28 protein-coding genes are annotated in these 25748 nt (G+C 67.7%); 10 read left to right on the top strand and 18 right to left on the bottom strand.

From position 1 onward, the window contains the following. Positions 1-21 precede the first annotated feature (21 nt). From EDF58_RS16590 to EDF58_RS16580, 3 genes are read left to right on the top strand one after another with little or no spacing between them, the layout of a single operon-like run. A complete protein-coding gene (locus tag EDF58_RS16590) occupies positions 22-1200 on the top strand; it encodes an SRPBCC family protein (protein WP_132267566.1) in 1179 nt (392 codons plus the stop codon). Positions 1201-1214: 14 nt separating this feature from the next. Then, positions 1215-2009 (top strand): TIM barrel protein, encoded by a 795-nt coding sequence (locus tag EDF58_RS16585; RefSeq protein WP_132267564.1) that lies wholly within the window; start codon positions 1215-1217, stop codon positions 2007-2009. Next, positions 2006-2359: an EthD domain-containing protein gene (locus tag EDF58_RS16580; protein WP_132267563.1), complete on the top strand. Its 354-nt coding sequence runs from the start codon at positions 2006-2008 to the stop codon at positions 2357-2359. Before EDF58_RS16585 ends, EDF58_RS16580 begins: the two co-directional genes overlap by 4 nt. Here the strand turns inward: EDF58_RS16580 and EDF58_RS16575 are convergent. The 8 genes from EDF58_RS16575 to EDF58_RS16540 all read right to left on the bottom strand — a co-directional run bounded on the left by EDF58_RS16575 (position 2356) and on the right by EDF58_RS16540 (position 8542). Beyond that, entirely contained in the window at positions 2356-2778 is a 423-nt protein-coding gene (locus tag EDF58_RS16575; RefSeq protein ID WP_132267561.1) for a GFA family protein, read from the bottom strand. The genes EDF58_RS16580 and EDF58_RS16575 overlap by 4 nt on opposite strands. Positions 2779-2809: 31 nt before the next feature. Continuing rightward, a complete protein-coding gene (locus EDF58_RS16570; RefSeq protein ID WP_132267559.1) occupies positions 2810-3250 on the bottom strand; it encodes a nuclear transport factor 2 family protein in 441 nt (146 codons plus the stop codon). A gap of 16 nt (positions 3251-3266) precedes the next feature. After that, positions 3267-3953 carry an SDR family oxidoreductase gene (locus EDF58_RS16565; RefSeq protein WP_132267557.1) on the bottom strand — a complete coding sequence of 229 codons (687 nt, stop codon included), beginning with the start codon at positions 3951-3953 and terminating at the stop codon, positions 3267-3269. 138 nt (positions 3954-4091) lie between these two features. Beyond that, a complete protein-coding gene (locus EDF58_RS16560) occupies positions 4092-5207 on the bottom strand; it encodes an FAD-dependent monooxygenase (RefSeq protein WP_132267556.1) in 1116 nt (371 codons plus the stop codon). After that, entirely contained in the window at positions 5201-5872 is a 672-nt protein-coding gene (locus EDF58_RS16555; protein ID WP_243654314.1) for a methyltransferase domain-containing protein, read from the bottom strand. Before EDF58_RS16555 ends, EDF58_RS16560 begins: the two co-directional genes overlap by 7 nt. Positions 5873-5913: 41 nt before the next feature. Then, a complete protein-coding gene (locus tag EDF58_RS16550; protein WP_132267552.1) occupies positions 5914-7050 on the bottom strand; it encodes a type III polyketide synthase in 1137 nt (378 codons plus the stop codon). Beyond that, positions 7047-8309 (bottom strand): beta-ketoacyl-[acyl-carrier-protein] synthase family protein, encoded by a 1263-nt coding sequence (locus EDF58_RS16545; RefSeq protein WP_132267551.1) that lies wholly within the window; start codon positions 8307-8309, stop codon positions 7047-7049. The genes EDF58_RS16550 and EDF58_RS16545 overlap by 4 nt, the downstream gene beginning before the upstream one ends. Beyond that, complete coding sequence (locus EDF58_RS16540) at positions 8306-8542, bottom strand: acyl carrier protein (protein WP_132267549.1); 237 nt, start codon at positions 8540-8542, stop codon at positions 8306-8308. Before EDF58_RS16540 ends, EDF58_RS16545 begins: the two co-directional genes overlap by 4 nt. 437 nt (positions 8543-8979) lie before the next feature. Here EDF58_RS16540 and EDF58_RS16535 point away from each other — a divergent pair, with 437 nt between their 5' ends. Next, positions 8980-9312, top strand: a complete 333-nt coding sequence (locus EDF58_RS16535; protein WP_243654313.1) for a cupin domain-containing protein — start codon at positions 8980-8982, stop codon at positions 9310-9312. Positions 9313-9433: 121 nt separating this feature from the next. Here the strand turns inward: EDF58_RS16535 and EDF58_RS16530 are convergent, their stop codons facing one another. The 3 genes from EDF58_RS16530 to EDF58_RS16520 all read right to left on the bottom strand — a co-directional run bounded on the left by EDF58_RS16530 (position 9434) and on the right by EDF58_RS16520 (position 13264). Beyond that, positions 9434-11014 (bottom strand): hypothetical protein, encoded by a 1581-nt coding sequence (locus tag EDF58_RS16530; protein WP_243654312.1) that lies wholly within the window; start codon positions 11012-11014, stop codon positions 9434-9436. Next, the gene (locus EDF58_RS16525) at positions 11014-12408 is read right to left on the bottom strand and encodes a DUF4139 domain-containing protein (protein ID WP_243654340.1); all 1395 of its coding nucleotides are present in this window, start codon (positions 12406-12408) and stop codon (positions 11014-11016) included. Before EDF58_RS16525 ends, EDF58_RS16530 begins: the two co-directional genes overlap by 1 nt. Before the next feature lie 151 nt (positions 12409-12559). Continuing rightward, positions 12560-13264 carry a TetR/AcrR family transcriptional regulator gene (locus EDF58_RS16520; RefSeq protein WP_132267545.1) on the bottom strand — a complete coding sequence of 235 codons (705 nt, stop codon included), beginning with the start codon at positions 13262-13264 and terminating at the stop codon, positions 12560-12562. Positions 13265-13459: 195 nt separating this feature from the next. Here EDF58_RS16520 and EDF58_RS16515 point away from each other — a divergent pair, with 195 nt between their 5' ends. The 3 genes from EDF58_RS16515 to EDF58_RS16505 are packed head-to-tail and all read left to right on the top strand — an operon-like array spanning position 13460 to position 15788. Continuing rightward, complete coding sequence (locus EDF58_RS16515; protein WP_132267543.1) at positions 13460-14017, top strand: nuclear transport factor 2 family protein; 558 nt, start codon at positions 13460-13462, stop codon at positions 14015-14017. Next, on the top strand, positions 14014-15330 hold the full coding sequence (locus EDF58_RS16510) for an aromatic ring-hydroxylating dioxygenase subunit alpha (protein ID WP_132267541.1): 1317 nt from the start codon (positions 14014-14016) through the stop codon (positions 15328-15330). The genes EDF58_RS16515 and EDF58_RS16510 overlap by 4 nt, the downstream gene beginning before the upstream one ends. Continuing rightward, positions 15327-15788, top strand: a complete 462-nt coding sequence (locus tag EDF58_RS16505; RefSeq protein WP_243654311.1) for a nuclear transport factor 2 family protein — start codon at positions 15327-15329, stop codon at positions 15786-15788. Before EDF58_RS16510 ends, EDF58_RS16505 begins: the two co-directional genes overlap by 4 nt. 28 nt (positions 15789-15816) lie before the next feature. On the opposite strand, the gene EDF58_RS16500 is transcribed toward EDF58_RS16505, so the two are convergent. The 5 genes from EDF58_RS16500 to EDF58_RS16480 all read right to left on the bottom strand — a co-directional run bounded on the left by EDF58_RS16500 (position 15817) and on the right by EDF58_RS16480 (position 19292). Then, positions 15817-16188, bottom strand: a complete 372-nt coding sequence (locus EDF58_RS16500; protein WP_132267540.1) for an antibiotic biosynthesis monooxygenase — start codon at positions 16186-16188, stop codon at positions 15817-15819. A gap of 11 nt (positions 16189-16199) precedes the next feature. Then, positions 16200-16715: a VOC family protein gene (locus EDF58_RS16495; protein WP_132267539.1), complete on the bottom strand. Its 516-nt coding sequence runs from the start codon at positions 16713-16715 to the stop codon at positions 16200-16202. A gap of 25 nt (positions 16716-16740) precedes the next feature. Then, the gene (locus tag EDF58_RS16490; protein ID WP_132267538.1) at positions 16741-17532 is read right to left on the bottom strand and encodes an SDR family oxidoreductase; all 792 of its coding nucleotides are present in this window, start codon (positions 17530-17532) and stop codon (positions 16741-16743) included. A gap of 165 nt (positions 17533-17697) precedes the next feature. Further along, positions 17698-18516 carry a glucose 1-dehydrogenase gene (locus EDF58_RS16485; protein ID WP_132267537.1) on the bottom strand — a complete coding sequence of 273 codons (819 nt, stop codon included), beginning with the start codon at positions 18514-18516 and terminating at the stop codon, positions 17698-17700. Further along, positions 18513-19292, bottom strand: coding sequence for an SDR family oxidoreductase (locus EDF58_RS16480; RefSeq protein ID WP_132267536.1), 780 nt, complete (start codon positions 19290-19292; stop codon positions 18513-18515). The genes EDF58_RS16485 and EDF58_RS16480 overlap by 4 nt, the downstream gene beginning before the upstream one ends. Before the next feature lie 149 nt (positions 19293-19441). On the opposite strand from EDF58_RS16480, the gene EDF58_RS16475 reads away from it, so the two are divergent. The 3 genes from EDF58_RS16475 to EDF58_RS16465 are packed head-to-tail and all read left to right on the top strand — an operon-like array spanning position 19442 to position 22596. Then, on the top strand, positions 19442-20884 hold the full coding sequence (locus tag EDF58_RS16475) for an aromatic ring-hydroxylating dioxygenase subunit alpha (protein WP_132267534.1): 1443 nt from the start codon (positions 19442-19444) through the stop codon (positions 20882-20884). Positions 20885-20888: 4 nt separating this feature from the next. Continuing rightward, positions 20889-21665, top strand: coding sequence for a ThuA domain-containing protein (locus tag EDF58_RS16470; RefSeq protein ID WP_132267532.1), 777 nt, complete (start codon positions 20889-20891; stop codon positions 21663-21665). A gap of 52 nt (positions 21666-21717) precedes the next feature. Continuing rightward, positions 21718-22596, top strand: a complete 879-nt coding sequence (locus tag EDF58_RS16465; RefSeq protein ID WP_243654310.1) for an exonuclease domain-containing protein — start codon at positions 21718-21720, stop codon at positions 22594-22596. Here the strand turns inward: EDF58_RS16465 and EDF58_RS16460 are convergent. Together EDF58_RS16460 and EDF58_RS16455 are read right to left on the bottom strand one after the other, a co-directional pair. Then, positions 22593-23378 carry a prephenate dehydrogenase gene (locus tag EDF58_RS16460; RefSeq protein ID WP_207913036.1) on the bottom strand — a complete coding sequence of 262 codons (786 nt, stop codon included), beginning with the start codon at positions 23376-23378 and terminating at the stop codon, positions 22593-22595. The genes EDF58_RS16465 and EDF58_RS16460 overlap by 4 nt on opposite strands. Positions 23379-23579: 201 nt before the next feature. After that, positions 23580-25658 (bottom strand): TonB-dependent receptor, encoded by a 2079-nt coding sequence (locus EDF58_RS16455; protein ID WP_132267530.1) that lies wholly within the window; start codon positions 25656-25658, stop codon positions 23580-23582. Between the last annotated feature and the right edge of the window lie 90 nt (positions 25659-25748).

Here is a 25748-nt window from a genome sequence, read left to right as displayed (position 1 = left end):
AACGATGCGGGAGAGGACCGAGTGGACCGCGTGAAGCAGATTGGCGATGTCGCCGAAATCATGCTCGACTATGTCGAGAACAGGAAGACCTTCCAGACGGACCGGACGTTCAAGGTCCCCACCGCCAGCTATACCGACAGGGACCAGTTCAACGCCGAGATGGAGCTGGTGTTCAAGCGCGTGCCGCTGATGCTGGCTTTCACGGCGGAAATGCCGAATCCCGGCGATTACAAGGCGATGGAGGCCGTCGGCCTGCCGGTGCTGATCACCCGCGACAAGCAGGGGCAGGTGCGCGCCTTCCTCAACGTCTGTTCGCATCGCGGTGCGCCCGTGGCCGCGGACGGACACGGCAACTGCGCGCGCTTCACCTGCAAGTACCACGCCTGGACTTACGGGGCGGACGGCCGCCTGCTCGGCATTTCCGAGGCGAGCACTTTCGGCCAGGTCGACAAGGCCGAGATGGGCCTGCGCCAGCTTCCTTGCGAGGAGCGCAGCGGCATGATCTTCGTCTGCCTCACGCCCAATGCGCCGATGGACCTCGACAATCATTTCAGGGGTTTCCTGGAGGATTTCGACGCGCTGGACTTCGCGGACTGGACCTATCTGGGCAACCGCACCATCGAGGGCGCGAACTGGAAGATCGCCTTCGACGGCTATCTGGAGGGCTATCACTTCCAGTCGCTCCATCCCGAGACGATCTTCCCGCGCACGCCGTCCAACTGCACGCATTACGAGGGCTTCGGCCCGAACATCCGCATCGGCTTTCCCCAGCACTCGATCGCCGAGCAGCTGAAGGACGTGCCGCGCGCGGAATGGGGCAACAAGGAGAACTATGGCTACGATTTCGTGCGCATCTTCTTCCCCAATGTCTCGATCTTCATCGCGCCGGAGATCACCCAGGTCGCCCAGCTTTTCCCGGGGCCGACGCCGGACCGCAACCGCACGGTGCTGAACTACCTGCGCCGCGATCCCATCCGCGACGAGGCCGACCGCGAGGGCGTGGAAGCGGCCATGAACTTCTTCCGCGATGTGACCTATCAGGAAGACTACGTGATCGGGCTGGAGATCCAGAAGGGCCTGGAATCCGGCGCACACGACGACCTGACTTTCGGCCGCAACGAAAGAGGCAACCAGTACTTCCACGAGTGGCTGAACTGGTACCTCCAAGACGACGCCTCCCTTCCCGAACCGCAGATGTAGGGCGGGCGGGACAGATGGCGCGCAAGCTCTCGCTCGCCTCGGGCGTGCTGCCCGAATTCGGCGCGGTCGACGTGGTGGAGGCCGGTGCGGCGACGGGTTTCGACGCCGTCGGTCTCTGGATAGACCCCGAGACATGGACCGCACGGCACACCCGCGAGGCCCGCGCGGCGCTGGCGTGCACCGGGATGCCGGTGCTCGACGTGGAAGTGGTGTGGATCAAGCCGGACTCCGCGCTGGACGATCATCGCCGCGTGATCGACGTGGGCGCGGAGCTGGGCGCGGGGAACGTGCTCTGCGTTTCCTCCGATCCCGACCACGGCGCCGCGGCGGCGAAGCTGTCAGCACTGTGCCGCCATGCCGAGGGTTCCGGGATGCGCGTGGCGCTGGAGTTCGGCATCTTTACCGAGGTCCGGAACCTGAAGCAGGCGCTCGCGGTGATCGGGCGCGTGGATCATCCGCTGGCGGCGGTGCTGGTCGATCCGATCCATGTCGACCGCTCGGGCACGACGGCGGCCGAAGTGGCCGCGATCGATCCGGCGCTGTTGCCTTATGCCCAGTTCTGCGACGCCCGGGCGACGCGGCCCGATCCCGCCGATTTTGCCGCCGTGATCGCCGATGCCGTGGACTTTCGCGAGCAATGCGGGGAAGGCGCTCTGCCCCTGGCGGCGCTGCTGGAAGCGCTGCCGGCGGACGTGCCGCTCTCCATCGAACTGCGCTCGGCCGCGCTGCGCGAGGCGTTCAGCCATCCGGCCTTGCGCGCCAGGGCCGTGCTCGATGCCACGCGCGGCTGGTTGGACAGGCTGGCATGACCGTCACCGTCATCACCCTGCTCAAGCGCCGCGAGGGCATGAGCCGGGAGCAATTCCGCGCCTATTACGAAAGCCACCACCGCCGCATTGGCGAACGCGTGCTGGCCGGGCATGCCACGCGCTACGTGCGCCGCTACCTCGCCCCGCTCGACGGCGTGGACCAGCCTTGCGATGCCGACGTGGTGATGGAGATCGACTTTCCCGACGAAGCTGCGCGCGATGCCTGCTTCGCCGCCCTGGCCGAACCCGAGACCCAGGCGATGATCGCCGAGGACGAGGCGCGCCTGTTCGACCGCGAGCGGATCCGGGCTTTCAGCGTAAGCGAGTCGGTGTCGGCCCTCGATCCCTAGTCGGGAGGAAAAGCGTCGAACATCGGCAGGCCGTCGCAGATCGGGTCCCAGTCGGCCTTGGAACCGGCGAAGATATGTGCGCTGGGCCGGATGGTCGGGCTGTCCAGCAAAGTGCCCAGCGTCACATGGACATATCGCTGTTTGCGAACGAGAGAGAACAGCAGCGATCCGCAGCGCGCGCAGTGGCCGTCATGGCTGCCCCGTTCGCCCTCGCCACTCTCGCCACTCTCGCCATAGCGCAGAAGCCGCTCGGGCGCGTGGACGCGCAGCCGCTCTGCCCGAATGCCGGCGAAAGGCTTGGACCCTGCTCCCGTCGCCCGGCGGCACTGCGAGCAGTGGCAGATCAGCGCATATTCGAAGTCATCCTCCACCTCGTACGTGCAAGCGCCGCAGAGGCAGGAGCCCTGAAGGATTCGCATGTCGGAAGGTATCTGCCGTTCAGCCGCCGTTTCAATCCTCCCGCGCGTCCATCGTGGTATATTCGCGGCGCGTGAAGCGCCAAGATCCCTCGATCCGCGCCAATTCGTCGGCATAGCGGCCGCGCAGGCGCAGGGTCTTGCCGGAAGCGGGGTCTTCGAAGATTTCCGAGGTATAGGAGATCGCGGTCGCAGCATCGCCCTCGACGCGAATCTCGCCCGGGTGGGCGACATAGATCATCGCTCGCTCGCCGCCGCCCAGCCCATAGCGTTTCATCGATTCCACCCAGGCCGCGACAATGGCCGCCTTGCCCGAATAGCCGCCGAGGTCCGGGAACTCGGGAAGCGCCCAATAGGCGTCCTCCGCCCAGGTTCCGCCCCAGGTTTCGGCATCGCGCGTCATCACGCCGTGGGCATATGTGTCCAGCAGTTCGCGGATCAGGATGCGGTCTTCCAGCGGTCCGGTAAAGGCCATTGCACGGTTCTCCCGGTTACCAGGCGTGGGTTTCGCCGTTCCACTTGTAGAACCCGCCCGACATTTCCGGCGTCAGCCGCTGCGCCAGGGCGGCAATGCCCTGCGCGCTTTCCAGCGGGGTGAGTTCGGCGGCGGGGCCGCCCATGTCGGTCTGGACCCAGCCGGGATGCACGCTGATCGCGATGATGCCGCGGTCTTTGGTGCCCAGGGCCACCGAAACCATCAGCCGGTGCAGGGCGGCCTTGGAGGCGGAATAGGCCTCGTAGCCCGGATAGGGCCAGGTCGAGGCGCCGACCTGGCTGCCGAAGCTCACCACTTTCGCGCCGGATCCGAGGCGCGGCAGGAAGGCCTGGAACACCCGCATCGGGCCATTGACGTTGACGTTGAACACATCCAGCCAGTCAGCGAAATCGGCGCTCTCCAGCTCGGAATCGGTGCTGCCGGAAACGCCCGCGACATTGTAGAGCACATCGATCGCGGCATCGCCGGTATCGGCCGCGCCTGCCTTTACCGAGGCATCGTCGGCCACGTCCATGGCGTGAAGCGTCACTTTCCCGCCCGAGCCTGCGGCAACGCCGCGAAGTGCGTCCGCACCATCGGGATCGCGCAGCAGGGCGAAGACACGGTCGCCCTTCGCCAGGTGCAGTTTGACGAGTTCCAGCGCGATGCCGCGCCCCGCCCCGGTGATTGCCACGTTCGCCATCGACAGATCCTTTCACGGGGCGATTTTTCCAGCGCCCACCAGCCGTTATCATCCTCTTGCGCGCAAGCCTATCAAAGGGCGGCGGCGGGCTGACCTCTCCATTCGATCAGGGCGCTGTGGCGACGTAACGGGAGCGCCTCAACGCGAGGCGCTCTCCCGCAGCCGGGTCGCCGCGGCGAGACGGCCGAGCAGGGGCGGCCATAGCCCGAGCAGGCCCGAGGCCAGCCGCGCCGCGATGGGCAGGCCGGTCACCCGGTGGAGCGCCATGGCCTTGCGGACTTGCGGCGCCACTTCGCGGCGCAGGCGGCGGGTATAGTCGGCGGAAGAGAGCCCGGCGAGCCATGCCTCCACCGCCAGGGCCGCGCTGCGCAAGGCGATGGCCATGCCGTCCCCGGTGAGCGGCGCGGTGAGCACGGCCTGGTCGCCCAGCCGGAACAGGCCGTCGCGGTCTTCCGATGGGCGGTGGACATAGCCGTAAGGCAGGCCGGCGATCGAGCAGGGCCGCTCGAACAGTTCGCTGGCGCCGTCGAGCCGCCGCGCGACATGCTCGTCGCGCCCGAGTTCGGCCAGCAGCGCGCTCCAGGAACCGCCGAAGCGGTCCTTGCGGACCAGCACGCAGAAATTCATCACCCGCGCGGCCACGCGCTGCAGCCCCAGATAGCCGCCCTCGACGAACACCAGTTCCACGGCATTGCCCAGCGCGGCGTCCTGCTCGGGCGTGATGCGCCAGTGCATCTTGAAACCCACGTAGCCGGAGCTGCCGCCACCAGCGGGCTCCCTTCCGGCACCGCGAATATCGTGCTTGCCGGTGGCGAGGAACCGCGCCGGCGCATCGAACCGGCCCGCGCTGGTGTCCATGCCCGCCGCGTCCAGGCCGATCACTTTCACCCCGCGCCGCACTTCGGCCCCGGCCGCTTCCGCGGCTTCCAGCAGGGCCTCGTCGAGGAGCAGCCGGCTCACCCCAAGCCCGGTGAAGGGCAGGCGCGATTCCGCGCTGCTGCGCCCGTTGACCAGCCGCACCCGGTCGATCGCCACGGCGCCCAGCCGAAGCGGCTCGAAGGCCATGTCGCGCAAGTCACGCTGGGCTTCCACCGACAGGAATTCGCCGCAGACCTTGTGGTGCGGCCCGGCCTGGCGCTCGAACAGCTGGACGCGCGCCCCCGCCCGCGCCAGCCGCAAGGCGGCCGAGGCACCCGCGGGGCCGCCGCCCAGCACGGCGACCTCCGATCCGGCCGGATCGTCCGGGCCTACCATTTCCGCCGGTCCACGCAGTAGCGGAACGGGAAGCGCCAATGGACCTCGGCGCGATCCTCCAGCCCCGCGGCGGCCAGCAGCAGGGCCCAGTCCTCCCGGCGAAAGGCGCGGGCGATGGAGAGCGGGCCGTCGTGGCGGACGAAAGGATGCCAGCGCACCGCCCCCGCCAGCAGCGAGAAGCCGTGATAGGCGAACCAGTGGCGGTGCAGGTCGTTGACGAACCAGCCGAGCGCGGCCTTGCGCTCCATCCATTGCAGGAATGCCACGATCCCGGCGTCGTCCATGTGGTGCGTGACGAGCGAACTCACCACCAGGTCCACCGGCTCGTCCGCCGCCATGGCGAAAGCGTCCCCGGTGCGGAAGTCGATGGCGAGATCGGGCGGCGTCAGGCGGCGGGCCACGGGTTCGCTGCGGGGGTTGATGTCGAAGCCGATCAGCCGCAGCGAACGCCCCCGTTTCCGCCCGTGCCGCGCCAGCGCGCGCAGCATGTCGCCCGCGCCGTAGCCCACATCCACCACGGTCAGCGTGCGGGCGGGCGGCGTGGCGGCGAAAGCACGGTCCAGGAAGGCCAGGGTCGGCGGGCGCGCCAGAGTGACGGTGTTGACCTGGGCCAGGTCCTCGATGCAGGCGGCGAATTCCTGCGCGGTCACGGCTTCGCCATCCATCCATTCCGCCTCGTGGGAGCGATGGCGAAGGCCGCGCATGGCTAGCGGGGGACCATTGTGAACCGGAAGCTCTCGGCCGCGAGTCCGGGGCCGAAGGCCATGGCGATGCCCTTACCTTTGCCGTTGCCTTTGCGGAGGTCGCCCTCATCGTCCTGCGGCGCCGCGCCCGCATGGCTCTCGATCATCGCTGCCAGCACGAACATCAGCGTGGCCGAGGACATGTTGCCATAGCGCCGCAGCACGTCGCGCGAGGGGCCGAGCGCTGCGGAGGGCAGCTCCAGCGCGCGTTCCACCGCGTCCAGGATCGTGCGGCCACCGGCATGGACCGCCCAGAGGTCGTAGTCTTCCGGCGCCAGATCCCGGAAGATTCCCTGATCGTCGTTGCGGCTGCGCTCGGCGCGCAGGGCATTGGCGATGAAACTGGGCACGCGCCCATCGAGGTGCATGTCGAAGCCCTGGTCGCCGATGCGCCAGGTGATCGCCTCGGCCGAACCGGCGATCGCGGCGGAGCGGAAATCGGTGAGCGCCACGCCCCTGGGTTCGGCGGTGACCAGCGCCGCTGCCGCCCCGTCTCCGAACAGCAGCATGGACAGCAGCTTTTCGAGGTCCTGCGTGCGCTGGAAATGGATCGTGCACAGCTCCAGGTTCACCACCAGCACCCGGGCTTCCGGTTCGGAGCGCACGATATGATGCGCCAGCCGCAGGGCGTTCACCGCCGCATAGCAGCCCATGAACCCGACCACGGTGCGTTCGACGGCGGGATCGATGCCGGTCTGCGCCACCAGCAACTGGTCCAGCCCCGGCGCGACGAAGCCGGTGCAGGATGCCATGACAAGATGCGTGATCCCCTCGGCGGCGATGTCGGGGCTGAGCGCCCGCACCGCCTGGAGCGCCAGCGCCGGGGCGTCTCGTTCGTAGCGGGCCATGCGCTCGGCCGTGGAGGGCCAGTCGCCAAGGCCGTAGAAACGTTCGCGGTCGGTGAGCTGCCCGTCGGGCAGCACTTCCGGCTCGATGAAAGAGAACCGCCGGTCGATCCCCGACCGCGACACCATGCGGTCGAACAGGCGCAAATGCGCCGGCTCCCGAAGGGCCGAGCGCACGAAGGCGACGAAGGCGTCGTGGACCTGGTGGGGCGGAACGGCGGTGCCGATGGCGTTGATATGGGCGGTTGCGGTCATGACGGGAGCCGGCCGATCAGCACGGCGTTGAGGCCGCCGAAGGCGAAGCTGTTCGAGACCAGCACCCGGTGGTCTATCGGCACGGCGCCGGGCGAGGCTTCGGCAAGGGCCAGCGGCAGGTCGCAATCCGGGGCGGCGCCGAGATGGTTGAGCACCGGTGGCGCAGCCCCGCGCGCCAGGGCCTCCATGCCGATGACGAATTCCATCGCCGCCGTCGCGCCGATCAGGTGGCCGTGGGCGGACTTGGTGGCGATCACCGTGCTTGCTTCCAGGGAGCGGCCGTAGATCGCCCGGATCGCCGCGGCTTCCACGGGGTCGTTCAGCCGCGTGCCGGTTCCGTGCGTGGAGATCAGCGCGGGCACTTCCGAAGCGATCCCGGCGTCCTCGTGCGCTGCGCGGATCGCGGTTTCTATGCCTTCGCGGTCCGGCGCGGTCATGTCGGCGGCGTCGCTGCTGGTGCCGTAGCCTGCCAGTTCGCCCAGGATATTCGCGCCCCGCGCCTGGGCATGGTCTTCGCTTTCCAGCACCACCACGGCCGCGCCTTCGCCCAGCACCATGCCCTTGCGGTCCTTCGAAAAAGGCCGGCAGGTATCGTCCGCCATCACTCCCACCGCGCTCCACGCCGTCCACGAGCCGAGCGTGAGGCAGGCCTCGCTGCCCCCGGCGATGGCCACGTCCGCGCGGCCGGAACGGATCATGTGCATCGCCTCTCCCAGGGCATGGGCGGATGAGGCGCAGGCGCTGGCGATCACGAACGTCGGCCCGTGAACGCCCAGCACCATGGCCAGGTGGCTGGCGGGGGCCGAGATCATCGAAGCAGGGATCGTCTGCGGATGAACTTTCGCCAGGTCGCGGGCGTAGAGGCGCTCGTAGGCCTGGTCCATCGTCGCATTGCCGCCGCTGCCGCAGCCGATCAGGATGGCCGTGCGCCGCGCCAGCGAGGGATGGCCGCGCAGCCCGGCGGCCTCTACCGCCTCCAGCCCGGCCGTCAGCGCGTGGAGCGAGAGGGGATCGAGCTGCCCCAGCGGCCGGAGGTCGTCCTTGTCGCCCACCGCCTGTTCCAGGGCCATGCGGCAGGCCTCGGCGTCGACACGGGCGGCGGGGCCGTCGATCCGCCAGGCGGGATGGCCTTCGGGCGCCTCGCGCCGCCAGGGCCGGATCGCCCCTTCGCCTGCGGCCAGTTTGCGCCAGGTCTGCGCCAGGCCGATGCCCAGGCCGCTGACGCAGCCGAAGCCGGTCAGGACGACCTTGCGGCTCACGAAGGGGCCAGTCGCATCACGAGGTCCACGAAATCGGCGATGGTGGAATGGGGATCGAGCTTGTCGGGATCGACTTCCACGCCGAACTTGTCCTCGATGATGAAGAGCGTGCTGGCGACGTCGAGCGAGCCTATGTCGAGCTGTTCGAACGTGGCGTCAGGCCGCAAGGCAGCGGGATCGAGCCCGGACTCTTCCGCAATGACACCCAGGATCGCTTCCTTGGAAACCGTCATGCCGCTGCTTTCCCCTTACATGTTTTGGGTTTCGGTGAACCGTTATCCGGCCTGTCTTGCCGATGCCGGGCCGTCTTTGCCTGCGGGCCGCTCATGCGGTGCCCTGCGCATCGGTGAGACGGGCGGCGGCAGGCCAGTTCGTCGCTGGCGGGCCAGCCGGGGCCGCAAGGGACGCGATCGAAACCAGGGCGAGCAATGCCTTCATGACGATCCTCCACCATGGCCGAAATGTCGGGCCGGAGGAGACGGTATCACGCACAATCAGCCGCGTACACGGAATTGCGCCCGTGAAGACAGGGTCATGCGGAATGGTCGGCCCGCCCGATCCGGCATGCTTCGGCCGGGGCAGGATTGTCGGCGCGGCGAAGGTGATCTAGGCCTCGCAGACGGCAGGGCAGACAGTTGGGCGATCAGGTCGGGGAAAGACGATGACGGACGTGCTGAAACTCTTGCCGATCCTGTCCGGTGCGGATGAGGGGGAGCGCTTCGACGATCTGCTGCGCCGGCCGGGTGTCCGCATCGAGCGGATCGAATCCCATGGCCACGTCGCCCCGGCCGACCAGCCCTATGTGCAGGACTGGGACGAATGGGTGCTGGTTCTCTCCGGCGCGGCGGAACTGGATCTGGACGGCACGGGGCGGTGCAGGCTGGGCATGGGCGAGGCACTGTTGATCCCGGCAGGCACGGCGCACCGCGTCACCTATACCGCCGATCCAACCATCTGGCTGGCTATCCACCTGGGTGAGACCGAGCCGCCCGCTGCCGGGTAGGAGAGAGCGGTCTGCGAGGGTCTGGTTCGGGACCACGACCGGAAACGGATTCTCGCTCGGCGGGGCGCCTTTTCGCTTCAAGTTCGCCAGCGGTGCCGGACGACGACAACCTTAAGCGGGTTCAGAAACCGTAGCGCAATTCGGCGGTGCCGCGCGGCGGCAGGGTAAGCGACCAGGTCGCCACGCCGTCGATCCGTTCGAGACTCTGTCCTTCTGCGGTAATGTCCTGCCCGGCGGAACCGATCGGCACATCGACCGCGACGGGAAAGGGATTGGCGTTGGTCAGGCTGAGCACGGCGCCCTTTGGCGAGGTTTGGCGCTGCGACACCAGCACTTGCGTGCTGGTTCCGGCGGAAAGGCGGAAGGTCTCGCCTTCGGCGCGGTCGGTGAGTGAACCCAGGCCGAGGAACTGCGTGCCGGTTCCGGGCGCCTGCGCATAGAGGGCGGTGCTGCCGGCGGGAAGCGCAAGGCCCAGCCCTGCCTCACTCTTGTTGCGCAGCACCAGGACCACGGCGCTCGGCGCATTGTCCAGCCTCTGCCCCGGATAGACCGCGCGCCGGTAGCGTCGCTCGAAAGGAACGGCGCTGCGGGAGAGCAGGGCCACCTGCTTCTGCCCGCGCGGGGAGACGGTGACGCGTTCGGGCACGCGGTAGAGCTTGAGATCGCCCAGGTCTTCCGGTGGCGGCGGGGGAGGCGGCGGCGGCGGTGGGGGCGGCGCAGGTGCTGCCATGGGGGGCGGGGGCGGCGCTCCGGCGCGCATGGCCGTGACGAAGATTTCCTCGGCCTGCGGAACGATCCGGCGCAAGTCGGAAGTGGTGGTGCCCAGGGGATAGCAGACGAGGCGCAGTGCCGAGACTGCGGCGCGCAAGGAGGGCGTGTAGACCCGGTTGAGGCGCCCGGCGACGGCGTTCACTTCGGCATCGGCGAAAGCCTGTCCGTTGCCGTTGGCCAGCGTCAGCCAGGCGAAGAGATCTAGCGAGCGACCGTCCGCGGCCTGGGTCGCGACATAGCTGGCGCGCCAGTCGAAGCCCGAGGCGATGTAGCTGAGGCGCACGGTGACCGTGCGCGCAGCCGGGCTTTCGGTGGTCACGCTCAGCACCGGCTTGCTCGAAAGGCCGGCCGGCACACCGTCGTAATGCAGCTGTTCGGGCAGTCCCGAACAGCGCAGCGTCTCGATCCCCGCCTTCGTCTGGAGCACGACACCGGGCTGAGGCCCTGCAACGATGGTGGCATCCTCGCTCACCGGGCGGCCGGTGGCCTTGTCCGTGCGCGTCAGCGTGACCTGTCGCCCCAGCGTGCCGTCCACCAGCGAGGCGGGCGAGAGCAGGCGGGCGTCGCGGTTCTTCTCGATCGTGCCACCGGGCAGGCCCTCGATCACGGCGCTGACCGGGATCACGCCCTCCGCCACGCCTTCGAAGCGCAGCACCGCCCGGCCGCGCGGCAGGCGGACCTTGCGCGTTTCCGTCACCATGGCGAACCCGTCGAGGTTACGCAGGTTCAGAGATCCCCCTCCGTTCGGCGCGCGGTAGACGGTCAGCGAAACCCGGTCCGGCCTGGGCGAGGTGACGGTGATGTCCGGCCGGGCGGGTTGCGGCGCGGCGCGCGGCGCCGGGGCGCTGTCCTGCACCCGATCCTGCGCTTCCAGCGCAGGCGCCGCAAGCGACGCAGGCAGCAGGACCGCCAGGCAGAGCCGCCGGAACATCAGTAGCGCGTGTCGAACGTGGCGGTGACGACCGCCTCTCCATTGGCGGGGACCGGCACCTGCCAGACCGTGGAGCCTGCATCGCGGCGCTCGCTCTTGCGGTTTTCCTCGGTCACGCGCGTATCCGTCCAGTCCAGGCCGCTCTGGACCAGTTCGACGGTGGCCGGCCGGCCCCGCGCATTGGTCAGGCGGTAGCGCATCTGGGTGCGCCAGCGCTGGTCACTCAGCTTGGTGCGGGCGACCACGGTGGGCTGCACTTTCACGTCGAAAGCGTCGCCGGTGGGCAGGGAGATCGTCGATCCCTGCGGGGTGTGATCGATGCTGTTCTCGCCGGTGAACTGCGGCTGGCCGCGCGCATCGCGCACATAGACGCGCACCGTGCCGGCGGGCAGCGCGTCTCCCAGGCCGGCGGCACCGGAATTGGCGAAGCGCAGCACGCTCTGGGCGCTGCGGCTCTCGTTCGCGCTACCCAGCCAGCCGTTCTCGAACCGGTATCCGGCGCTGGCGGCCACGCCCTTCGCGTCAAGGAAGCTGACCTGCTTGGTCTGCTTGTCGGCAATGGTGGTGCGCTCTGCCAGGGGATAGAGATAGAAATCGCCCAGTTGCTCGCGCTCGGCACTTTCGGTGCCGGGCTGCACGCGGGTCATGCGGCGGGGCTGGGGCATGTAGCTGTTGCGATCGTTCGTATTGCCCACTTCGCCGGCCACGAGCAGAGTGCGCGCATTGTTGAACGTGGTGCCGCTGGTGTTGGTCAGGGTGACCCAGCCCTGCACGTCCACTTTCCCGCTCTTGTCGTCGAACAGGGCGACATAGTCCGCGCTCCAGCCCAGGCCGCCGCTGAGATAGGAGAGCGTTGCCGGCCGCGTGCCCGACCGCGTGCTGGCGAGCGTGACGGACAGCGTGGGGCGGGCACGGAGCGATTCGGGCACGCGGTCGAACACGGCGCGCACCGGCAGACCATCGTCCCGCAGCACTTCGACATGACCGCCGACGTCCAGCACCACGCCGCCGTTTACCGCCAGGACTTTCGCCTTCTCGCGCGTTTCGGCGCCGGTGGCGGGATTGGTGCGGATGAGAGTGATCGTTTCTCCCTGCGCCTTTTCCATGAGGCTGGACGGGGTGAGCAGGTCGAAGTCGAAATTCTGCTCCACGATGGCGGCATCGGCCAAGGTGAGCGAGACCGTCTCGGGCCGGATGCGGGCGCTGACATCGGGGAAGTTCTGTCGCACGCGGCCGCTGGCGAGGCTGAGCTGGCGCACGTCCTGCACCAGGGCGACATCGTTGTTGTAGATCGTGACCGAGAGATCGCCCTGCGCGGTGGGTGCATTGGGCGTGGCGGGGTCCGTGGGGGCAGGCGCCTGAGCCGTTTCCTGCGCCGCCAGCGGCAGTGGCATGAGGCAGAGGGCCAGGATCGGCACGGCCCCTATCGGAACCACACGCGCGAAACGACCGGCCAGAAACGTGCGCATCGAATTCCCCTCTGCCATGACCGCTCCTTCATGCCGGTCCGCAGCGCGTCATTCAATGCACACTTGCTGTAAGATTTTACGAAAACGGACCTTTCTCCGCCTTGACCGGCTCGCGATGCTCGTTGAGGTCCTGCATGGTGCGGGCGGCGAAGCGGTGCAGGCGGGCCAGTCGTTCGCCGCTGCCGAAGATCGGCCGGTGCAGCAGCATGCCCATGTGCATGGCGCTGGTGAAATCGTGCGCCAGCTTGAGATTGTCCCAGTCGTCGCGCCACTGCGGGAAAGCCTCGATCATCTCGCCCATCCAGATCTCGTCGTAGCGGCGGGCGACGGGATCGAAGATGGCTGCCAGTTCTGCGTTCGTCCGCGCCGCCACGGTCAGTTCCAGCCAGGCGGCATATTCGCGCGTCTGCACGGAGCGCCAGTGCGCCTCGCAGGCCAGCTCGATCTTCGGTTCGCCGGCGCGGCGGGACAGCAAGTCGAGATAATCGTCCAGGAAGCTGCGCATGCGGTGGTAGACGGCATGGTCGAGCACGGCGCCGACCAGCGCCAGCCGCGAAGGAAAGTGGTGGTGCATGGCCCCGCGCGAAACGTCGCAGCGCGCCGCGACGGCGGCCGTGGCGAGGCCGGGATAGCCGTGTTCGACCAGGCAGTCGATCGCCGCCGAAACCAGCCGCTCGCGCATCCGCGCGCTCTTGCGTTGCTGCCATTTGACGGGCGGCTCGGCATGGATTTCCGGGGCCAGGGCGCTGAGGATGCGGTCCTGAAGGGTTTCGCTGTTCATGGCCTCTCCTTGGCCCTCATTGCTGCCTCACGTTGCTGCCCCTCTGGGCATGCGAACGCCACCTAGCCTTAGTCGCAGGTGAGGGACTGGGCCGCCTCATACCATAAAACCGGCAGTTGAGTCGGTTTTGGACGGCTCATCGGGCCCATCCAGACATGCCGCGAAGGCATGCGGGGGCGGAGAGGAAGGCAGACCATGACCGAGGCGCAACTGGCGACAGCCTACGATATTGCGGCGGAAGTGCGCGACCTTGCCGCAAGGCGCGACATTGCCGAGGCAGCGCACCGCTACATGCGCGGGCTGGACCGGCTCGACGCGGCGCTCCAGCGCCAGGCGTTCCACGATGACGCGATGATCGACTGCGGGCTGATGAAGGGGCCGGCGGACGAATTCGTCGCCTTCTGCCAGGATCTGCTCGGCACGATGGAAGCGACGCATCACCTGCTGGGCCAGCACCGCATCGAGATATCGGGCGAAAGCGCAACGGGCGAGGCCTATTTCCAGGCCTGGCACGGCGTGCGCGACGAGGCGGGCGGGGTGCGCGACCTCTTCATCGCCGGGCGCTATCTGGACGAATACGCCTGCCGGGACGGCGAATGGCGCATCACCTCGCGCCTGCTCGTGACCGACTGGGTCAAGGACGACCCCGGCTCGCTCGATTTCTTCGCCGCCAATCCCGGCGCCGTTCGTGGCGGGCGCCACGGCGCGGATCCCAGTTACACCCAGGCCCGACAGGCAGGAGCAGGTTCATGAACCTCCAGAGCAAGGTTTCCCGCTATTCGCAGGAATTCGATCCCCCGGTGCGCGGCGATACCATCACTGCCGACCGCTATATCTCCAAGGAGTGGATGGCAGGCGAGATGAAGAACCTCTGGCCCAAGGTCTGGCACCTGGGCGGCGTACTGGCCGATCTGGAGGAGCCGGGCGACGTGATCCGGCACAATTTCGCCAAGGAATCCGTCATCATGGTGCGGCAGGAGGACGATTCCGTTCGCGCTTTCTACAATTCCTGCCCCCATCGCGGAAACCGGCTGATCCTGGCCGATGTGACCAGCGTGCCGCGCATCACCTGCGGCTACCACAACTGGACTTATGACTTGGACGGCACGCTCATCAAGGTGCAGGATCCGGACGATTTCGAGGGCGGCAGCCCCTGCGGCAAAGTCCACTTGTCCGAACTGCGCTGCGAGACCTGGGGCCCGTTCGTGTTCTGGTGCATGGACGACGACGTCGCCCCGCTGCACGAATGGCTGGCGCCTTTCCCCGAGCGTCTGGCCGGCTACGGCATCGAGAACTGGGTGCGCGTGCTCAACCTCTCGGCCGATTGCGAGTTCAACTGGAAGATCATCCGGGACAATTTCAACGAGAGCTACCACCTGCCGACCATTCACCCGGAGCTGGCGACTTTCATCAACGACGGGCTGCCGGACACATTGTTCGAGATGTACCCCTCGGGCCACAACTCGATGTGGATGAAGGGCCATCAGGCCACCACCCGCGTCGATTACCACACCACCGAAGTCCCCGCCCCGCTCGACCAGATCGCGCGGGCCTGGGGTATCGACCCGGAGGCCTACGCCGGCCACACCGGCGACTTGCGCGCCGCCGTAATCGAGGCGAAGCGGCGGCTGGGGCCGGGCCGGGGCTTCACCAACTACGATAGGATGAGCGACCAGCAGCTGGTGGACTATTTTCACTGCACGCTGTTCCCCAACCTGACGCTGACCATGAGCCCCGAACAGCTCCAGGTCCTGCGCACGGAGCCGCATCCCACCGATCCCGAGAAGTGCGTGTTCCAGCACTGGTGCCTCTATCCGCCGGTGGAAGGCATGCGCGAGGTGGAGACTCCGCTCGGCACCGTGCCGCTGCGGCATGACGCGGTGGCGCGCCATTCGGTCTATGGCGACGGCGTTTCGGTGGGCTTCGTGGCGGATCAGGACCTCTCGATCGGCACCAGCCAGCAGCAGGGCCTCAATTCGCGCGGTTTCAAGGGCTGCATCCTGCCGGGCCAGGAAAAGCGCGTGCAGCGCTTCCACGAACTGCTCAACGACATGGTGCAGGGGTGAGCCCGGCGGCGCCCCGTCTCATCGAACGATGCCCGATCGAGGACAGGCTGGCGATCCAGGACCTGCTGATCGCCTATGCCCATGCGGTGGACAGCCTCCACGACATCGACGGCATCCTCGCCGTCTTCGTGGAGGATGCGGTGTTCGACCTGTCGGGCATCGGTTTTCCGGCTCTGGAGGGGCACGGGGCGATCGGCGGGTTCTTCCGCGATACGTTCGCGGCGATGGCTGCACACGCGCATTACCTCAGCAACTTCGCGATCACCGCCTACGAAGGCGACCGGGCCTCGATCCGCGCCTATGTCACCGGCATGGGCCGGTACGCGGCCGGTGGCGGGATCACCGTCCACGGGCGCTATTACTTCGATGTCGTGCGCACGGCGGCGGGCTGGAAGGCCGTGCGCTATACGATGGATTTCCTGATACCGCCCGAAGGCGCGGTGCCGGTCGAGGGATAGCCCCGGCCGGCTTGCCGCCCGCGGGCGGTCAGTCGACCGAGTCCTGGAGCGTGACTCCGAAAATCTCCCTGCGCGGCCAGCCATCCTCGTCGTAGACCGGCTCTACGCCTGTGGCTGCGTAGATCTGCACCGCAAAGCCCGTAAGCTCGTAGCGGCCGAGATGGTCGCGCATGGCGGCATAGGAGCTGTGCGCGAAGTGGCCGAGCAGGGCGCGTTCGCTCTCCCATTCCTCGTAGACGTGGATCAGGCCGGGATCGAGCGGATCGACCGCCCAGTTGTAGGCCGTGCAGCCCTGTTCCTCGCGGCTGGAGGCGATATGGGCGGCGCCGCCGCGGATGATCTCGCCGCAGAGCGCGCCGTCGCCCGCAAAGCGAAGGGTTCCGGCCACGATGATGCGCATGATGAGTCCTTTCAGATCGGGCGGATGGCCGGTGTCTCGTGGATTTCCAGGATTTCGAAGACGTTGCCGAAGAAGTCGCGGCAATACGTTCCCGCGTAGCCGTGCCGGCTGCCGTCGGCATCGGTGGTGATGGTGGCCAGTTCCGGCGGGGCGTGCACGGGAAGGCCGGCCGCGACGATACGCGCGTGGACGGCGGCAAGGTCCTGCACCTGCAAGGCGATATGGGTATAGCCATATTCGTTGACGCCGCGGCGCGGGTCCTGCGGCTGCTGCTTCGGCGCGCTATATTCGAAGACCTCGATCTGCACATTGCCGAGGCGGCAGAAGAACTGCTCCGCCGCGCTGCCCTGCAAGCCGACGATCTCGTCGATGAAGGGATTGTCGGCCCAATGCAGGGGCTCCACTTCTTCGACCGCGCCGAGGATGCCCAGGTAGAATTCGCGCGCCTTGCCGAGATCGGGCACCGAGACCCCGATGTGATGAATGCCGAGGATGCCGGGAAGCGGGGCGGGGGAGCTGGGTGTCATGGGATCTCTCCGGAAGGACCTTCGGTCAGACCTGGCTGAACCCTCCGTCCATCACGAGTTCGTCGCAGGTCATGAAACTGGATGCCTCGCTGGCGAGGAAGACCACGCCGCCGGCCATTTCCTCCGGCCTGCCGAGGCGGCCGATGGGATGGGTGGTGTTCATCGCCGCCAGTGAAGCCTCGCGCGAGGGCGAGGCGCCGAGTTCGACATAGCGGTCCATGATCGAGGCCAGCATCGGTGTCTCGATGCCGCCGGGATGCACGGAATTGACGCGGATATTGTACTTGAGCGCCGCGAATTCGGCGCCGAGGCACTTGGACAGCATCTTGATCGCCGCCTTGCTGACGCAATAGGCCGCATTGAACGCCGCGCCGCGCAGGCCGCCGACGCTGGAGAAGTTGATGATCGAGGCCCCGCCCTTGCGCGCCTTGCCGCCTTCCTTGAGCAGATCCAGCAGGACTTGCGTGCCGATGATCGCGGAATCGACGTTGATCGCGTTAATCCGGTGGAATTCGGAGAGCGGAGTCTCCTCGAACCTGGTGACGATCGAGAGGCCGGCGTTGTTCACCAGCACGTCGAGCCGGCCGTAGCTTTCGCGAACCAGCGCCTCCACCGCGCGCCAGTCGGCCTCGCTGGTGACGTCGTGCTTCAGGTAGTGGTCGGCGCCTTCGATCTCCGCCCCGTCCTTCAGATCGGTGGCGATGACGGTGGCGCCGGCGGCCTTCAGGGCCTTGACGATCTCGCGGCCGATGCCGCCCGCCGCGCCGGTGACGACGGCAATGGTGTCGGGAAGGGCGCCGGGTGAGGGTGCGGTCATCGTAAGTTTCTCCAGAAGGCTGTCATTTCGTTGGTCCTTCCCTCGCCTTTCGTCATTGCGAGGCCCGAAGGGCCGCGGCAATCCAGAGCGCAATGGCGCGGCGCTGGATTGCTTCGTCGGCTTCGCCTCCTCGCAATGACGAAGGGGGGAGAGTGTCCGGAAGGGTCACTGCGCGGTCCAGCCGCCGTCGATGACCAACTCCGCGCCGGTCATGTAGGAACTGTCCGCAGAGGCGAGGAAGAACACCGCGCTCGCCAGCTCGGAAGGATCGGCCAGACGGCCCATCGGCGTCTTGCTCGACATCAGGTCCACCAGATCCTGCGGCTTTTCGGCGACGCCCTTGTCCACCCAGCGCTGGAAGCCTTCCTTGAGCAAGGGCGTCATCACGAAGCCGGGATGCAGCGAATTGGCGCGGATCGGCATTTTCTTCTCGGCGAATTCCAGCGCGATGGACTTGGTGAACAGCCGCACCGCGCCCTTGCTGGCGTTGTAGCCGGAAACCTCGCTCATGCCGACGAGGCCCATGATCGAGCTGACATTGATAATCGAGGCGCCGCCCGCCACTTCCGCGCCGCTTGCCGCCATCAGCGGCACGAAAGTGCGCACGCCCAGGAACACGCCGTCGACATTGATGCTCATGATCCGCCGCCAACCCTCCAGCGAGGTCTCAGCGACTGCGCCGGTGAGGTCGATGCCCGCGTTGTTGACCAGGATATGGAGTTTGCCGTGGCGCTGGGTTACGGCATCGAGCACGGCGGTCCAATCCTGCTCGCTGGTGACGTTGGCCTGCACATAGCTGGCGGCCTGTCCCAGCCGCCCAAGCGTTTCGCCGACCAGCGCGCTGTCCTGCGCCTCAAGGTCGGTGAGCACGACTTCTGCGCCCTCGGCCAGAAAACGCTCCACGCAGGCGAGGCCGATGCCGCGAAGCCCGCCCGAAACCAGCGCCACGCGGCCGGTGAGCCGCTGCGAACCCAGATCGCTCATACGCCCATCATCCCTGCCGTGGTTGCCCCGTCGATCACGTATTCGCTGCCCGAGACGAACTGCGATTCGTCCGAGGCGAACCACGCGACCAGCCCGGCGATCTCTTCGACGCGCGCCATGCGGCCGAACGGGGACAGGCCCTCGTAAGCGGCGCGGGTGGTTGCCGGATCGCCCGAAGTCTCGATCAGGTTGCGGATCAGCGCCGTCTCCACCACGCCGGGCAGGATCGCGTTGACGCGGATGCCGTATTTGCGATTGCCCGCGTGGACCGCCGCCGACTTCACCAGCGCAACGACTGCCGCCTTGGAGACCGAATAGGCCACGAAATTGCCCATCGCCCGGTGCGCGTTCATCGAGGAATTGACCAGGATCGACCCGGTCGGCCCATCCGGGTTTTTGGCCATCAGCCGCATCGCGTGCTGCACGGTGAGCATGGCGCCGGTCTGGTTGACGCCGATGACGTTCTCCCACCCTTCCAGCGAGATGTCCTCCACGCTGCCGTCGCCGTGTTCGGTGCCGGCATTGGCGAAGGCGAAGTCCAGGCGGCCGTAATCGTTCGCGATCCGGGCGGAGAGCGCATCCCATGCGGCGCCGTCGCGCACGTTGTGGCTGACGAATTCGGCGCCGGTCTGGCTGCACACCGCGTCCGCAGCATTGCGGTTGGAGCCGGTGAACACGACCCGCGCGCCTTCCGCGCAGAGCCGCTGCACGGCCCCGGCGCCGATGCCGGATGTGCCTCCAGTGACCAGGGCCACCTTGCCTTCAAGCCGCTTCACGGCATTCTCCCAGCTGTTTGTTGCTTTCGAACATGGCGGATCTGCGTGATGGGGCAACCTATGATTAGAGCAAGGTGACTTCCCCTTCCCGCCGGTCCAGACATGCCCCAAACAGGGAAAAACGAAACAGGTTGGGAGACCTTGGAGCCATGGCCGAACGCGACCTTGAATTGGGCCGAGATCTGGGAGAGGACCGCAGCGAGGGCATCAGCTGGGCCGAACTCATGGCGCAGGATTCGCGGCAAGCGCCCGCGATCCTGACGCAGGAGAGCTATAGCTATCGCGGGTCGGACCCGATCCCGGCGGAGCGCTACATCAGCGAAGACTTCGCGCGCCTGGAACGCGAGCGGATGTGGCCCTACGTCTGGCAGTTCGTGGCGCGCGAGGAAGACCTGCCCGAAACGGGCGACTTCATCGTCTACGAGAACGCGGGCCGGTCCTACCTCGTCAGCCGGCAGGACGATGGATCGATCCGGGCGATGCACAATGTCTGCCTCCATCGCGGCCGCAAGCTGCGGACCGAGGACGGCCATGCCGACAAGTTCGTCTGCCCGTTCCACGGCTTTGCCTGGAACAAGGACGCCAGCTTCCATTCGATGCCCTGCCAGTGGGACTTCCCGCATCTGGCCGAACAGAACCTCGACTTGCCCGAGGCCGAAGTGGGGCGCTGGGCGGGCTATGTGTTCATCCGCGAGGAGAAGGGCGGGCCAAGCCTGGAGGAATTCCTCGCGCCGCTCCCCGAGCATTTCAAGCGCTGGCGGCATGAGGAATGCGCCAGCGTCATGCGCGTGGCCAAGGAAGTGCCGGCCAACTGGAAAGTGGTGATGGAAGCCTTCATGGAGGCCTGGCACACTATCGTCACCCACCCGCAACTGCTGCCGTTCACCGGCGATTCCAATGCCGCCTACTGGACCTGGGGGGACAATGTGAACGTCAACCTCGTGCCCTTCGGCGTGATGAGCCCGCATATCGAGCAGGGTCAGGGCGAGCAGTGGATCGTCGACGAATTCGTCAAGTACAACGGCCGCTCCGGCGACAATTACGAGGGCGAGGCTTCGGCCAATCCCATGGCGATCCGGGTGCCCGAGGGCGTCACCGCCCGCGCCGCACTGGGCGCGGCGATGCGCGCGGCCTATACGGAGAGCACAGGCTATGACCATGGCGAGGCGACCGACGCCGAACTGCTGGACGCGCTGGTCTACAACGTCTTTCCCAATTTCGCGCCCTGGGGCGGCTATATGCCGAACATCGTCTACAACTGGCTGCCCGGTAAGACGCCGGATACTTGCGTGATGGAAGTGCGCGTGCTGGCGCGCATTCCCAAGGGCCAGCCGATCCCGCGCGGCGCCCCGCTCAAGATGCTGCGGCTGGACCAGAAATGGACCGAGGCGCCCGAACTCGGCATCCTGGGTGACGTGTTCGAGCAGGACATGGATAACCTGCCTTATGTGCAGGAAGGGCTCCATGCCTCGAAGACGGGCAAGGTGAACCTTGGCAATTACCAGGAAATCCGCATCCGCCAGTTCCAGGACACGCTGATGAAATATATCGGCGGCGAACTGGGCGGTTCGCAGTCGGGCGGGGCAGCTTGAATCCATGAGCGACACTGCTGAAAGCCACCCGCCGCGCATCGACTGCGTGCTGATCTGCGGCGGGGTGTGGCACGACATGGACTTCGCCCGGCTGGAGCTGCTCAAGCTGCTGGCCGAGGATCCTGCCGTGCGCACCCGCGTGTTCGAGGATTACGAGAACCTTGACGCCATCCGCGGCGCCGATGTGCTCATCACTTACACCTGCGACGTCACGCCCTCGCTGGCGGCGCAGGAAGTGCTGCGAGACTGGCTTTCCGCCGGCGGGCGCTGGTATGCGCTTCACGGCACCAATTCGGTGCTGCGCCTGCTGGCGGACGGACCCGATGCGGGCTTGTGGGACGCGCCGCGCTGGGCGCCGCTGTTCATGGACCTGCTGGGCAGCCAGTTCGTCAGCCACCCGCCGATCGCGCCGTACACGGTCAGGGTGGCCGATCCCGGCCATCTGCTGGTGCAGGGCATCGCACCGTTCGACACGACCGACGAACTCTACCACATGGAGCGGCACGGCGACCTGCATGTCCTGCTCGAAACCGAATGCACCGAGGAAGGCACCGGCTTCGTCGAGGCGGCGGATGCCATCGGCACGCACCCGGTCATGTACATCAAGCAGCACGGCAAGGGCGCGGTGCTCTACAACACGCTCGGCCATTGCCGGGGCCATTACGACCTGCAGCCCATGCTGGACTGGTGGCCCACGGTGGACCGCTGCGCCTGGGACTTGCCGGTGTTCTACGAACTGCTGCGCCGCGGGATCGGCTGGATCAAGCAGCGCGAGCGGTAGCGCACCTGCCGGGGCCTCGCGCTCGCAGGCTCCGGCTGCTACAGGGCGCGGCATGAAGTTCCCGGACTCGAATCCGCTCCCCGCATCAGCCTCAGGCCCCGCTTCCGACGAACCCGATTTCGTGGTGGTCGACGTCGAGACCGCTTGCGCGCGGGTCAGCAGCATCTGCCAGATCGGCATCGTCGGATTCCGCCAGGGCCGCGAAGTCTTCGCCTACGAAACGCTCGTCGACCCGTGTGACGAGTTCTCCACGTTCAACATCCGCATTCACGGCATCTCGCCCGAGCATGTCGCGGGCAAGCCCACCTTCGGGGACATCCATGGCCTCGTCGCGGGCCACCTGACCGGCCGCATCACTGTGGCCCACTCCGGCTTCGACAAGGGCGCGCTCTCGGCCGCCTGCCGGATCGCCGAACTGGCCGCGATCGAGACCACCTGGCTGGACAGCGTGCGCGTGGCGAAGCGCGCCTGGCCGCAGCTTTCCAGCCACCGCCTCAACGTGCTGTCGCGCCACCTCGGGATACGGCACCGGCACCACGACGCGCTCAGCGATGCGCGGGCGGCGGGCATGGTGATCGTGCGCGCCATGGAAGAGACCGGCATCGACCTGCAGGGCTGGATGGCGCGGCCGGGCAAGCAGGGCAAGGCGCCCGCCGCCGCGGAAGCGGGCCCGCTGAAGGGGCAGCGCATCGCCATCCTCGGCGAGCCGCGCGACGGCGCGCTGGCGCAGTTCGTGGCCGGGGCGGGCGGGCGCGTGCTCACTGCCGTGGGCGCGACCACCACCATGCTCGTCATCAGCGCGCGCCAGCCTTACGGGCGCTGGGTGACGGCCGATGCCCAGCACCGCAAGGCCGAGGAACTGCGCAGCGCCGGGGCGCGGATCGAAATCCTGACCGAGGCGGAACTCCGCGCAAGGCTCGCCGGGGCCTAGCCGCCGGCAGCAGCGCCGGCATCGTTGGCCTCCGGCGCCAGTTCGCGGCGAACGGCCTCCATTTCGGCGAAGAACCGGTTGCGCGCGCCTTGGGCGAAAGGGTTGCTTTCGATGGCATGGCTGACGCCGGGCGCATCGTGGCGGACCATGTCCACCGCCTGCCGGATCAGGTCGAAGCTGCGCGTGGTGATGCGGTCGGGCAGGTGATCCATGCGCAGCAGCGCCTTGGCGATCAGGTGCGTCAGCCCCTGCGTCAGCGCGGCCTCGCGGTCATGTTCCTCGGGCGAGGCGATGAGCACGGCCAGTCCGAAGCGCAGCCGCAGGAAGGCCGCGATACGCGGCGCCGAGCGCCCGCGCAGAGGGCAGATCACCACTTTCAGCCCGCGCGTACCCGCAGCAATGCTTTGCGGGCCGAACATGGGATGAGTCGCGACGAGATCGACGTGAGGCGGCAGTTCGGCCAGCAGGATGCCGGCGGGCTGCACTTTGGTGGAGCAGACGTCCATGACCACCGTGCCGGGGCGCAGCAGCGGCGCGATGGCGCGGCACACTTCGGCCAGGGCGGAGAGCGGCACGGCGATCACCACCAGGTCGCAGCGGCAGACGCGGTCCAGCGCGGCCATCTCCACCCCGGGAAGCGGCGATTCCGTCACCAGCGGATCGGCCGCGAGCACGCGGAAATAGGGCAGGAGATAGCGCGCGGAAAGCTGCCCGAAGGCTCCGAATCCGATGATGCCCAGCGAGGGGCCATGCTGCGGCTGACTGCATTCCACGATTGTCACGACCAGGGGGCCTTCGAATGGGGCTCCGTAACCGTGGGTCTTGCTGGGAAGAGTTCAACCGCTGGTCACGCAGCGGTTGAGAACGACAAGGTGCCCACCGCCAATCAGCGGTAGTAATAGCTTCCTGCAAGGGCGGGCATCTTCGTCATGGCGTCCGAGCTAGGCGGGCGGCGTGAGCCTGTCAATCCTCGAGCGCCCATCCTAGAGCGCCCGCGACAGCACCAGGGTGAGCGCACTGCCGTCCCGCATCGTGCGCGCATCGGTGCCGGAAAGGGGGTAGGCGCGGGTCGGGCTGTGGAAGCGGCGCAGGCGGTTGCTGTGCACCCCGCCGATGGCGCTCGCCTTGAGCGAGAGCTTGACGCCGGCCAGGGCCGTGGTCTCGACATAGGCGCCCCATTCCTCGCCGTTGTTGGAGGTGAGGTGTTCGTCCACGTAGTAGATGTCGTAGCGTTCGGACACCGTGTAGCTCACGCCCCAGGAACTGCGCAGATGGGGCAGGTCGTGCCGGAATTCGGCGGTGAGGGCGCGGCGGGCCAGGTCGTCGATGCGGCGGTCCCGTCCGGTGATCGGATCGCGCAGCCTCGTCTTGCGCCAGGTGCCGTCCAGTGTCAGCCGTGCGCCCGGCAGCACCGCGGACAGCGGCAGGCTGGCCTGCGCGGTGGCGCCCCATTGGCGGGCATTGCCCAGAGTGCCCAGCGCCTGGTCGCCCGAGGGCAGCAGGATATAGCCGAGCATTCCCTGGTGGCGTTGGTGGAAGGCCTCCACCGCGATGGCGCCGCCCTTGCCCCAGCGGTGATCGATGCGCAGCAGCGCGCGGCTGATCCGGGCCGGACGCAGGCGGGCATTGCCGCCCAGCGGCCGTCCGTCCGCCTGGTTCACGGAGGCGGCGAAGTCGCTGAAGTCCAGCTGGTCCACCGTCCGCCGCCAGCCCAGCCGCACTTGCGTGGACTTGCCCGGCGACCAGACGAGCGCACCGGAGGGCTTGAGGTAGGACAGGCTCTGGCTCTGGTTGCTGTCTCCGGTGACGCGGATGCGAGAGAATTCCACGGCCAGCCCGGCTTCGGCCTCCAGGTTCCCGGAAAGGCGCAAGTTCGCATTGGCGAAAGCCTCGCCGCGCAGTTCGGTCACGCGGGTATCGGCATTGGTCAGGTCCACCGGGACCATCGTGCCGCTGCCCGCGTCCTCGCCGTAAGCGAGCTGGCTGGCGAGGCGGTTGTACGCCAGTTCCGCGCCGAATTCCGGGCGCAGGGCGTGGCTCCCTTCGCGCGAGACGGTGGTGCGGGCGACGAGTTCCAGCGGCTTCTGGTCCTGCTCGGACAAGCTGCGGAACGTGCCCTGCCGGTAATCCTCGTCCACCGAGGCCCGCTCGATCCGGGCCAGGCCGACGAGCTTGGTGTTCCAGTCCGCGCCGAGCGGCCGTGTCCAGTCGGCGCCGAATTCGCCGGTGGTGGACGTCTCGCCGTAGTCGATCAGGCGTTCCGCCGAGGGAGCGCCGGAGGATCCGGTTGCGTCCTCGCCTTCGCGAATGGCGATCTTGCGGTGAGAGGCATATTCATCGTGGTTGAGCCGCAAGTTGAGCGTCAGCGTACCGCCGGCCAGCGGGCGCGAGGCCGAGGCGGTCAGGCCATATTCGGGCGCCTTGGCCCGGATGCTTTCCGCGCGCGATTCCTGCAGCGTGCCGTCCGCGCCGCGGGTGCGATAGTCGGCCTCGGTGACGTAGCGCTCGTTGATGGCGGAGAGTTCGAGGCTGGCCTGCCACGCACCGATGCGGCGGGCATGGCTGACCCGCGCCGTGGGCGAGATCCGTCCGTCCTCGGTGCGTGCCAGTTCCAGCACGGCATTGCCCGAGCCCGCCGCATCGGTCTTGCGGATCACATTGGCGACCAGCGGCTGGCCTTGCGCTTCGGCCGCCTCGCTGCCGCGCAGCAGGACGATCCGGTCCACCTGCCGCGCGCCGATCCGCCGCAGGACTTCGGTAATGCCGCCTGCCTTGACGGTGGGGCGCTGCCCGTCGATCAGGACATTGCCCGCAGCCCCGCCGAAACCGCGCACCGCACTGCCTTCGGAGAGCAGGAAGCCGGGCGTGCGCTCCAGCATGTCGAGCGCGGTCTGGGGCTGGAAGGCGGCGTAGAAGGCGGCGGGATAGACGGGGTCCGGCCCGGTCGGCACGAAGGGCGCCTGGCTCTCCCCATCCGGCCGGTGCACCGCGTCCTGCGCTTCGGCATCGAGCGGCCCGGCGGTCATGGCCAGGCCCGCCAGCATCCATCGTATCGTCGTCATCGGTCGTTTCCGGGAAATTCGGGAAGCCGGGCGGATACGCCGCGGCCTCGTTGCAAGACTCGTTTCTGCTATTAAGACGTATTAGCAACA

It is taken from the genome of Novosphingobium sp. PhB57, assembly GCF_004342985.1.
Taxonomy (GTDB): Bacteria; Pseudomonadota; Alphaproteobacteria; order Sphingomonadales; family Sphingomonadaceae; genus Novosphingobium.
This window is presented reverse-complemented; position numbering and strand designations above follow the sequence as displayed.

Bases quoted from the DNA above. Each gene is read 5' to 3' on its own strand.
- EDF58_RS16585 (WP_132267564.1), top strand. From the start codon at position 1,215: ATGGCGCGCAAGCTCTCGCTCGCCTCGGGCGTGCTGCCCGAATTCGGC.
- EDF58_RS16580 (WP_132267563.1), top strand. From the start codon at position 2,006: ATGACCGTCACCGTCATCACCCTGCTCAAGCGCCGCGAGGGCATGAGC.
- EDF58_RS16575 (WP_132267561.1), bottom strand. From the start codon at position 2,778: ATGCGAATCCTTCAGGGCTCCTGCCTCTGCGGCGCTTGCACGTACGAG.
- EDF58_RS16570 (WP_132267559.1), bottom strand. From the start codon at position 3,250: ATGGCCTTTACCGGACCGCTGGAAGACCGCATCCTGATCCGCGAACTG.
- EDF58_RS16565 (WP_132267557.1), bottom strand. From the start codon at position 3,953: ATGGCGAACGTGGCAATCACCGGGGCGGGGCGCGGCATCGCGCTGGAA.
- EDF58_RS16560 (WP_132267556.1), bottom strand. From the start codon at position 5,207: ATGGTAGGCCCGGACGATCCGGCCGGATCGGAGGTCGCCGTGCTGGGC.
- EDF58_RS16555 (WP_243654314.1), bottom strand. From the start codon at position 5,872: ATGGATGGCGAAGCCGTGACCGCGCAGGAATTCGCCGCCTGCATCGAG.
- EDF58_RS16550 (WP_132267552.1), bottom strand. From the start codon at position 7,050: ATGACCGCAACCGCCCATATCAACGCCATCGGCACCGCCGTTCCGCCC.
- EDF58_RS16540 (WP_132267549.1), bottom strand. From the start codon at position 8,542: ATGACGGTTTCCAAGGAAGCGATCCTGGGTGTCATTGCGGAAGAGTCC.
- EDF58_RS16530 (WP_243654312.1), bottom strand. From the start codon at position 11,014: ATGTTCCGGCGGCTCTGCCTGGCGGTCCTGCTGCCTGCGTCGCTTGCG.
- EDF58_RS16525 (WP_243654340.1), bottom strand. From the start codon at position 12,408: ATGCCACTGCCGCTGGCGGCGCAGGAAACGGCTCAGGCGCCTGCCCCC.
- EDF58_RS16520 (WP_132267545.1), bottom strand. From the start codon at position 13,264: ATGAACAGCGAAACCCTTCAGGACCGCATCCTCAGCGCCCTGGCCCCG.
- EDF58_RS16515 (WP_132267543.1), top strand. From the start codon at position 13,460: ATGACCGAGGCGCAACTGGCGACAGCCTACGATATTGCGGCGGAAGTG.
- EDF58_RS16510 (WP_132267541.1), top strand. From the start codon at position 14,014: ATGAACCTCCAGAGCAAGGTTTCCCGCTATTCGCAGGAATTCGATCCC.
- EDF58_RS16500 (WP_132267540.1), bottom strand. From the start codon at position 16,188: ATGCGCATCATCGTGGCCGGAACCCTTCGCTTTGCGGGCGACGGCGCG.
- EDF58_RS16495 (WP_132267539.1), bottom strand. From the start codon at position 16,715: ATGACACCCAGCTCCCCCGCCCCGCTTCCCGGCATCCTCGGCATTCAT.
- EDF58_RS16490 (WP_132267538.1), bottom strand. From the start codon at position 17,532: ATGACCGCACCCTCACCCGGCGCCCTTCCCGACACCATTGCCGTCGTC.
- EDF58_RS16485 (WP_132267537.1), bottom strand. From the start codon at position 18,516: ATGAGCGATCTGGGTTCGCAGCGGCTCACCGGCCGCGTGGCGCTGGTT.
- EDF58_RS16475 (WP_132267534.1), top strand. From the start codon at position 19,442: ATGGCCGAACGCGACCTTGAATTGGGCCGAGATCTGGGAGAGGACCGC.
- EDF58_RS16470 (WP_132267532.1), top strand. From the start codon at position 20,889: ATGAGCGACACTGCTGAAAGCCACCCGCCGCGCATCGACTGCGTGCTG.
- EDF58_RS16465 (WP_243654310.1), top strand. From the start codon at position 21,718: ATGAAGTTCCCGGACTCGAATCCGCTCCCCGCATCAGCCTCAGGCCCC.
- EDF58_RS16455 (WP_132267530.1), bottom strand. From the start codon at position 25,658: ATGACGACGATACGATGGATGCTGGCGGGCCTGGCCATGACCGCCGGG.